The organism is Nonomuraea sp. NPDC047529 (genome assembly GCF_040642995.1).
Classification (GTDB): Bacteria; Actinomycetota; Actinomycetes; order Streptosporangiales; family Streptosporangiaceae; genus Nonomuraea.
Genome location: NZ_JBEYTJ010000021.1, coordinates 178,342 through 187,077, shown reverse-complemented (window position 1 = coordinate 187,077; position 8,736 = coordinate 178,342). Strand labels below are relative to the sequence as shown.

Here is an 8,736-nt window from a genome sequence, read left to right as displayed (position 1 = left end):
GGCCCGCCCCCCCCCCCCGCGGTGGGGGGTGCGGGCCGGCCGGGGGGGGGGGAGCCGTCGCCGCGGGCCGGGGAGCTCAGTGGATGCCGAGGAGGGGGAGGCGGGATCGGGCGGCCTGGGCCGAGGTGGCGTACCAGACGCCGATCAGGCCGACCAGGCTGGAGGGGTCGGCGACCTCGCAGGTCACGCTCGTCTCGTCCACCCGGTACGCCCCCGGCACGCCCGCCGCCAGCTCGGCCGCCGCCGCCGTCTGGAAGCCGCCGGTCAGCACCAGTCGCTCCGGGATCGGCACCGGACGCAGGGTGGAGGCGTTCCGCACGGCCTCGGCCGCGGCCGAGGCGACCAGTGCCCGGGCCCGCCGCGGATGCAGGCTGTCGGCCGCCGTCACGCCCTCGGCCCGCTTGACCGTCACCGTCAGCGCCCCGGGCAGCCGCCGTCCGGCCAGCTCGCAGATCTGGTCGTCGCCGGTCACCAGGCCCACGGGCACGCCGTGCTCGGCCGCGAGCAGCGCGTTGACCTCGGCCTCGGAGACGTACTCGCCGTTGAGCTTGAGCCAGGCGAACAGCGACGAGAAGCTGTGCGCGAGCACCCCCGGGCAGCCGCCGGGCGCGTGGTAGCCGACGAACAGCGCGACCCCGTGCCGCTCGCCGATCCCGTGCGCCATGCACTGCGCCTTCGGGCTGCCGGTGATCAGCCGGGCCCGCTCGTCGAGGGCGTCCTGAAGGAAGTTGTCCATCGTGCCGTGGCTGTCGTTGACCGTGACGCTGTCCGCGCCGGCCTCGAACGCCCCGGCGATCGCGGCGTTCGCCTCGGCGGTCATCAGCTCCTGGGCGCGCGGATATCCGTGTCCGCCACGCGAGACCTGGTCGATCGTCGCAATGCCGGAGATGCCTTCCATGTCCACGGATATATAGACGTCCATTGGATTCCTCTCACACGGGGGGTTGGCCAGCTTCCCCCAGAAGCGTCGCCGTGTCTTCGGACCACCGCACAACGCGGCGGCCCGCGTTTTCGTGTGCGCGCACGATCCGGCGCCTGCGGCTGATCCCGCCCGGGGGCGTGCCGGATCAGCTGCAAGCCGGGAGCAATCGCCGCGCAAGGGGCGGATCCTAGCGTCGGAGCGTGTCCAGACGACTGCTTCTCGGCGGCGCCGCCCTCGCGACGACCGTCACGCTGACGCTCGGCCTTCCCGCCGTCGCCCCGGCTCTCGCCGCCACCCCGGCCTCCTCCGCCGCCGCCCCCGCGCCCGGCAAGGTGGCGGGCAAGCTGTTCCGCGCCTGGCTGGCCCGCGACCGCGCCGCCGCGGCCGCGGTCGCCACCCCCGCCGCGGTGAGCACGATCTTCACCTACGCCTACCGCGCCCCCGACCGCTTCGACGGCTGCTCGAACGGCGTGTGCCGGTACGTGCACACCAGCGTGCGCGTGCCCGGCGGCCTGAACGGCATCGCGATGGCCGTGACCGGCTCCAAGGTCACCAAGGTCTACCTGTCACGGCACGTCGAGCGGCCGTCCGCCGCGGCCGGGCACCTGTTCGCCGCCTGGAAGCGCGGCGACAGGTACGCGGCCCTGGAGGTCGGCGCCGAGGGCGCGGTGCGGACGCTGTTCCGGGTCAGGTACGACCCGCGCGGCGTCGTCCACCAGTTCCAGGGGTGCACCAAGGAGCCGAAGGGCTACGGGTGCGCCTGGTCCTACGAGGGCGGCGCGATGTTCATGCACGTGCGCGGTTCGAGGACGACCGGCTACGACGTGCGCTCGATCAGCTACACGGCCGACTGACGGTCAGCCGCCGGCCAGGTCGTTCGCGGCCACGTAGCCGAAGGTCATGGCCGGTCCGATGGTCGAGCCCGAGCCCGCGTAGCTGTGGCCCATGACGGCGCCGCTGGCGTTCCCGGCGGCGTACAGGCCGGGGACGACCGAGCCGTCGGCGCGCAGCACGCGGGCCCGGGCGTCGGTGCGCAGGCCGCCCTTCGTGCCCAGGTCACCGGGGACGATCTTGAAGGCGTAGAACGGCGGCAGCCAGAGCGGCGCCAGACACGGGTTGGGCCGGACGTACGGGTCGGCGTAGTAGTGGTCGTAGGCGCTGTCGCCGCGGTGGAAGTCGGCGTCCCGCCCGGCCAGGGCGAACCCGTTGAACCGGGTGACCGTGGCCCGCAGGGCGGCCTCCGGCACCCCGATCTTCCGGGCGAGCTGCTCGATCGTCGGGGCTCTGAACACGGCGCCGCTGTCGTACCAGGAGTCGGGGAAGGGCAGCAGCGGGGCGATGTCCTTGAACAGGTACTTGTCGCGGTACTGCTGGTCGATGATCAGCCAGGCGGGGATGTGCGGGTCGGACGGGGTGTTGCGGTCGTACATGACGTGCACGACGTCGCTGTAGGGCGCGGCCTCGTTGACGAAACGCCGGCCGGCGCCGTTGACGATGACGCAGCCCGGCAGGGTCCGCTCGGCCAGGCAGAAGTACGGCTCGCCGGGCAGCGGGATCACCGGCCCCCACCAGGCGTCGTCCATCAGGTCCAGCGCGGCGCCGGCCCGCTCGCCGGCCTCGATGCCGTCGCCGGTGTTCTCCTTGGCGCCGACGGTCCAGCTCGTCCCGATGGGCTGGCGCTGGAACTCGGCCCGCATCGCCGCGCTGTGCTCGAACCCGCCCGACCCGACGATCACTCCGCGCCTGGCCCTGACCACCCCGGCCGGGGTGACCACGCCCGCGACCCGGCCGTCCTCGACGTGCAGGCCGAGCAGCGGCGTGTTCAGCCACACCGGCACGCCGGCGGCCAGCAGCCCGGCGCGCAGCCCGGCGGCCAGCGCCTGCCCCATCGTCAGCGGCTTCTCGCCGCGCAGCGCGGCCTCGGTGCCCCGCAGCAGGCACGCCGCCGACACCGCCGCCCCCTTCGGGTTGACCAGGGCGAGCGTCAGCCACTTGTAGTCGGCGCTGAAGACCACCATGCCCGCCGGGGTCGCCATGTACGGCGGGTTCAGCCGGGCCAGCTCCGGGCCGAGGAGGTTGCCGTCGAACTGGTCCGGCTCGATGGAGCGCCCGCCCGGCATCCCGCCGGGGAACTCCGGGTAGTAGTCGGAGTACCCCTCCATGAACCGGAAGCGCAGCGGGCTGTTGCGCGTCACGAACGAGATCATCTGCGGCCCCGCGTTCAGGAACGCCTGCTGCCGCGCGGCCGGGACGGTGTCGCCCACCACGCGGGCCAGGTACGCGGCGGCCTTGGCGGGCGTGTCCGGCACCCCGGCGGCCAGGATCACCTCGTTGCACGGGATCCAGATGCCCGCCCCCGACCGCGCGGCGGACCCGCCGAACGTCGGCGCCTTCTCCAGCACGACGGTGCTCAGGCCGCGCTTGGCGGCGGTGAGGGCGGCGGTCATCCCGGCGGCCCCGGAGCCGACCACCACCACGTCGTAGTCGGCCTCGGCGTAGGCCGGGTCCTGGCCGAGCGCCGCGCCGGTGACCAGGATCCCGCCCGCGATGAGCAGGGAACGGCGGCTGCGCCCCTGGGGGGTGAGGTCGTCGGAGGCCGCTGAGGCAGGTCGCATCGGTGATCCCTTCGACAGGGGAGAGCCGGTCGGCCCCCTCGCCGAAACGAGCATGCGCTTGGTTGGTTACCCTGTCAACGGCCCCGCCGGACGCCCAGATCCTTGACGTGGCCCGCCGTGCCGGTCGCCGTCAGGGCGGTGGCGAACAGGATGAGCTGGTTGAGCACCTTCAGGAACAGCAGCATGCCCGCCGCGCCCGCGACGACCCGGTAGGCGGGGTTGGCCGCGGTGAGGTTGACGTAGACCTGGCCGATCGTCTTGAGGATCTCCAGCCCGGCGGTGATGACCAGCGCCGGGCCCATCACGCGGCGCAGCGGCACCCGCAACCGGGGCGGCGCGGTCAGCAGCGCCATGGCCAGCAGCGTGTTCACGCCGAGGCCGAGCACGATCCCGGCCGCGGTGAGCACCCACTGCGCCGGCAGGGCCTCCACGCCCACGGTGAGCACCGCCAGCCAGGTCAGCAGCCGCTCGGCGGCGAAGGCGACGGCGAGGCACAGGGCGAGCAGCAGCCCGAGCCCGGCCATCACGCCCAGGTCGATGAGCTGGCGCAGGAGGAAGCGCCCCGGGTACTCGTCGAGCTGCCAGATCGCCCGGGTGGCCGAGCGCAGGGTGTCCATCCAGAACAGCCCGGTCACCGGCAGCGCGACGAAGGCCACCGCGCCGGCCGTGCCCCCGGCCTCCCGGATCGCCTGGACGTCGAGGCGCGGGAAGTTCTCGCTCAGGTAGTGCTGGACCGTGGCGAGGACCGTCGGGTCGTCCATGACGTGGCCGAGGATGCCGAAGGCCAGCAGGGCCAGGGCGAAGGTGGCGAAGAAGGAGTAGTAGGTGAGGGCCGCCGACAGCCGGCCGGCGTCGGCCTTGTCGTAGCGCACCACGGCGCGGGACAGGTGGTCGAGCCAGCCGTGCCGGTCGCGGGCCCGCTGCCAGGCCGCCGCCAGGCGCTTGTGCGGTCTGGTGGCGTTCATGGCGCGGGGTCCCCTTCGCTCGCGTCCCGGTGGCCGTACGCCGCCGGGTGCTCACCGTACCGCCATGAGCCGATCAGCAGGGGAACGGGCGGGGTACCGTCGGGCCCGCCCGGCGGGGTGACCGCGGCCACCGGGCGTGCGGGCCGGCCCGGCGGGTGACCGCGGTCGCCGGGCGGGCGGCCGCGGTCGTCGCGGTCAGCGGAGGTCGAAGGCGCGGAGGGTGGTCTGCCTGACGCGGTTGCCCGCCGCGTCCCACGCCTCCACCTTCAGGCTCACCGCGCCCTTGGTGGCGCGATGGGCCGGGTACTTCGCGCCGGCGGTGTAGACGCCGTCCCGGCCCTTCTTGAGGTCGGCGGGCTGCCAGGTGGCGCCGTCGTCGGTGCTGGTCCACAGCCGCACGCCGGTGATCGCCGGCATCTTCGCCGCCGACGGCCCGTGGTAGGCCTCCAGCTCGAACGTGTGCCTGCGCCCGGCCGCGACCGTGTTCCCGGCGGACAGGCTGTCACCGAGGTCGTAGCTGACGTAGACCGCCGGCGTGGTGCGGCACTGCTCGACCAGGCCGTCCAGGAACCAGGCGTAGCAGTTGACGCCCGGCCTGAGCTGCTCCTTGGCCGGCGGCGCGGTGAACGTCCACTCGATGTCCTGCTGGGCGTTCTTGGCCGTCAGCCGGTAGACGCCCGGCTCCTTGGGCAGCGGGTAGCGCGGCAGCGTGTCGAACCCCGGCACGGGGGCGTTCGGCAGCTCCTTGCCGTCGCGGTACAGGTGCAGCTCGTACCGCGGCGCGAGGTCGCCGAACGAGCTGCCGTCGTCGCGCCGTTCCCCGACCCCGTTGACCAGGGACGGCGTCACCCACAGGTTGCCGTCGTGCACGCAGATCGCGCACGGCACGCCGATGACGTTCTGCTTGAGCGGGGGCGCGTCCGGGTCGCCGCCGAGCGCGTACAGCTTGTCGGAGGCCGTCGAGGCGCCCGGCGTGCTCGGGGTGGCGAACCACTTCTGGACGGTGGTGCCCGGCCGGTCGAACACCTCGTCCCGGTAGCGGGTCTCCTGGATCTCCGCACCCGGCTCGGACCCGACGAGCGCCGACAGGCCCGCCTCGCTCACGGTCCTGGCATCGAGCGGCCAGATGTACTGCGACCTGCGCTCGGGCATCGGCATCGACCAGTGCATGAGGTCGGTGTTGGTCGTCGTGTAGGAGATGTCGTCGGTCCGCCAGGACGCGCGCCAGCTCATGTACTTCGTGTACGGCGCGCCATGCACGTCGAGGTCGACCTGGTGCAGCCGGCGCTCGCTCACCTCGTACCGCATCGAGTCCGGGACGCGCCCGTCGGCGGACGGCCTGAACACGTACGAGTACGGCGTGACCGGCGTGCCCTCGACCCGGACGGTCACCTTGCCCCGCCCGGCCTCCTCGCGGATCTTCACGCCCTCGGCGTTGGAGACGTAGGCGACGGGGATGTTGACCGGCTTGAACGGCCCGCTGAACGGCTTCTGCGAGATGGGCAGCGGGATCGGGCAGGAGGCGGCCTGCTCGTTGAAGGCCAGGACACCGGCGGCGCCCGCGTCCCTGATCGGCCCCACGCGCTCGATCTGCAGGCCGCACACCGGCCCGAGGACGCCCTCGGCGGGCTCGGCGTCGATCAGCACGAGCGCGCCGCGCAGGTCCTTGCCCGCCAGCTCCTCGGGACGGCCCTTGCCCGCGTCGACCACCCGCAGGTCCTTGCTTCCCGCGAACGGGACGTACCCGGGATGGATCTCGCCCGAGTCGATCACGTGGACGCGGGTGACCGGGTGCAGGGTCGTGCGCTTGGAGGCGCGCATGGTCATGGTGACCTCGGGCACGCCCAGCTCCCACTGGCCGGTGAAGCGGAAGCCGCCCTTGGTGACCTTCCTGGTCGGCAGCGCCCACGTCTTCTCCCACGCGCCGACCGGACGGCTCGCCAGCAGCGTGCCGCCGTAGACCTTGCCGTTGGGCAGGGTGCGCTGGAAGAAGACGTCGTGGGCGTTGTTCAGCGGCTGCGCGGTCTTCGGGGCGCTGAAGCTGATCTCGGTGGCCTTGCGGGCGTCGAGGGTGACCTCGGTGTCGCCGGTGACGGTCAGCTCGGGCTCGAACAGCCAGGCCCGGTTGGCGCGGTCGTCACCGTCCACCCAGTCGAGCACCTGGAGCAGGCTGACGGTGCCCGCCGGGACGCGGGTCACGACCAGGCCCGTGTCGTCGATGCGGTGGGGGCCGAGCACGCCCTTGTTGCCGTCGACGTCCAGGACGCTCATGGCCGACGGGGTGCGCGGCTTGCCGTCCCGGTCGAGGGTGCGGATGGTCAGGTCGTACTTGGGGACGTCGCGGACCGCGCCGAGCGGCGTGGTGAGCCGGACGCCGTCGGCCTCGGCCGTCACGGCCCCGCTGTAGGTGCCGACGGCCAGCTCGGCCGGGTCGAGGGTGACGGTGGTGGCGGCCGTGCCGCCGGCGGGGACGGTCAGCGTCGCGTCGGCGAGCACCGGCTTCGCGGCGCCCATCGCCGCCTTCAGCGTGAGCGTGACGGGCCGGTCGCCCAGGTTGCGGTAGGAGACCTCGCCGGTCTTCGCCGCGCTGCCGGCCTCCAGCAGGCCGAAGTCCACGCCGCCGCCGGCGAACACCTGCTGGCTGGTCGCGCGGTCCAGGTCCACCCGGCCGGCGCCCTGCTCGTAGACGGTGAAGCCGTCGTCCTTGGAGGTGGACATCAGGGCCGTCTTGAGCTGCTGGCCCGTCCAGTCGGGGTGCTGCTGTGCCAGGATCGCCACGGCGCCGGCCACGTGCGGCGTGGCCATGGAGGTGCCGGAGGCGCCGGTGTAGCTGGCGTCCACCGGGGAGCCCATGGCGGTGCCGGCCGCCCGCGCGGCCACGATGTCCACGCCGGGCGCGGCGATGTCGGGCTTGAGCCCGCCGCCGGGGCGCGGCCCGCGGCTGGAGAACGCGGCGAGCTGGTCCTTCTTGTCCACCGCGGCCACGGTCAGCGCGGCGTCGGCGGCGCCGGGCATGCTGATCGTCTCGGCCTCGTACAGGTTGCCCGCGGCGACCACGAACAGGGTGCCGGTCTCGGCGGTCAGGTCGTTCACGGCCTGGCTGAGCGGGTCGGTGCCGTCGCTGGGCGGGCCGCCGAGGCTCATGCTGACGGCCTTGGCGCCGCTGCGCGCGGCCCACTCCATGCCCTCGATGATCCACGACTCCTGGCCGGAGCCGGTGTTGTCGAGCACCTTGCCGACGACGAGCTGCGCGCCGGGGGCGACGCCCTTGTACTTGCCGCCCGAGGCCGCGCCGGTGCCGGCGATGGTGGAGGCGACGTGGGTGCCGTGCCCGTGCCCGTCCTTGACGGGCTCCTCCGGGACGAACGACTTGCTGTCGGCGATCTTCCCGGCCAGGTCGGGGTGGCCGGTGTCGGCGCCGGTGTCCAGGACGGCGATCTTCACGCCGGTCCCGTCCTGGCCGCGTTCCCATGCCTGGTGTGCGCCGATCATGGGGACGCTCACGTCCAGGTCGGCCTTGACCTTGGCGTCCAGCCACAGCTTGGCGATGCCGCCGTTCAGCTTGCCGGGCGCCTTGGCCAGGCCCTCCCCGGCGCTCTGCCCGCCGCGTACGGCCTGCCAGAACGCGCCCGCCTCGGCCTTGGTGACGTCGAGGGCGGAGGCGTGGATGCTCTCCAGCGTCCGGGTGGGGTCGCTGGCGGGGACGGCGGCGGCCGACCGCTTGACCGCGGCCTCGGGCTGGTCGCCCGGGTACTGCACGATGACCGGCAGCCGCTTGGCCACGTCGTCGGCGTAGCCGTTCTCGGCCAGGTACTTGACGTCGAACAGCCGCCGGTCCACCAGCCCCGCCTGGACGGCGGCGATCGCGTCGTCCGGCAGCACGAAGACGCCGTCCGGGGTGAACTGGGTGAACAGGTTGATCCGGCGGCCGTCCTGGCGGGTGCCGGGGGCCGGCTCGACGTGGTACCGGCCGGCGGCCGACCGGGTGAGCTGCACCTTGTCGCCCGTGATCAGCGTGACGGTGACCTTCTGGGCGCGCACCCCGGACAGGGCGACGTCCTTGGCGGCCTGCGCGGGGACAGCGGGGACGGCGGGGACAGCGGGGGAGGCGGGGGCGGGGGTGTCCGGCGCCGCGGCGGTCGCCGGTCCGGCGGTCAGCACGCCGGCGAGCGCGGTGACCGCGGTCAGCAGGACGCCTGTCCGGCGCGCCAGCGGGGGGCGGGGCAGTGCCATG

Annotated in this window: 5 protein-coding genes; 1 reads left to right on the top strand and 4 read right to left on the bottom strand. The window is 73.8% G+C overall.

The annotated features are described in order from the left end of the window. Positions 1-76: 76 nt before the first annotated feature. The gene (locus ABZ815_RS29965; protein ID WP_357703724.1) at positions 77-922 is read right to left on the bottom strand and encodes a M55 family metallopeptidase; all 846 of its coding nucleotides are present in this window, start codon (positions 920-922) and stop codon (positions 77-79) included. A gap of 200 nt (positions 923-1,122) precedes the next feature. On the opposite strand from ABZ815_RS29965, the gene ABZ815_RS29960 reads away from it, so the two are divergent. Continuing rightward, on the top strand, positions 1,123-1,776 hold the full coding sequence (locus tag ABZ815_RS29960; protein ID WP_357703722.1) for a hypothetical protein: 654 nt from the start codon (positions 1,123-1,125) through the stop codon (positions 1,774-1,776). Between the two features lie 3 nt (positions 1,777-1,779). On the opposite strand, the gene kstD is transcribed toward ABZ815_RS29960, so the two are convergent. The 3 genes from kstD to ABZ815_RS29945 all read right to left on the bottom strand — a co-directional run bounded on the left by kstD (position 1,780) and on the right by ABZ815_RS29945 (position 8,735). Further along, positions 1,780-3,537 (bottom strand): 3-oxosteroid 1-dehydrogenase, encoded by a 1,758-nt coding sequence (kstD, locus tag ABZ815_RS29955; protein WP_357703720.1) that lies wholly within the window; start codon positions 3,535-3,537, stop codon positions 1,780-1,782. Between the two features lie 74 nt (positions 3,538-3,611). Next, on the bottom strand, positions 3,612-4,502 hold the full coding sequence (locus tag ABZ815_RS29950; protein WP_357703718.1) for a YihY/virulence factor BrkB family protein: 891 nt from the start codon (positions 4,500-4,502) through the stop codon (positions 3,612-3,614). A 195-nt stretch (positions 4,503-4,697) separates the two neighbouring features. After that, a complete protein-coding gene (locus tag ABZ815_RS29945; RefSeq protein WP_357703716.1) occupies positions 4,698-8,735 on the bottom strand; it encodes a S8 family serine peptidase in 4,038 nt (1,345 codons plus the stop codon). Position 8,736: the final 1 nt, after the last annotated feature.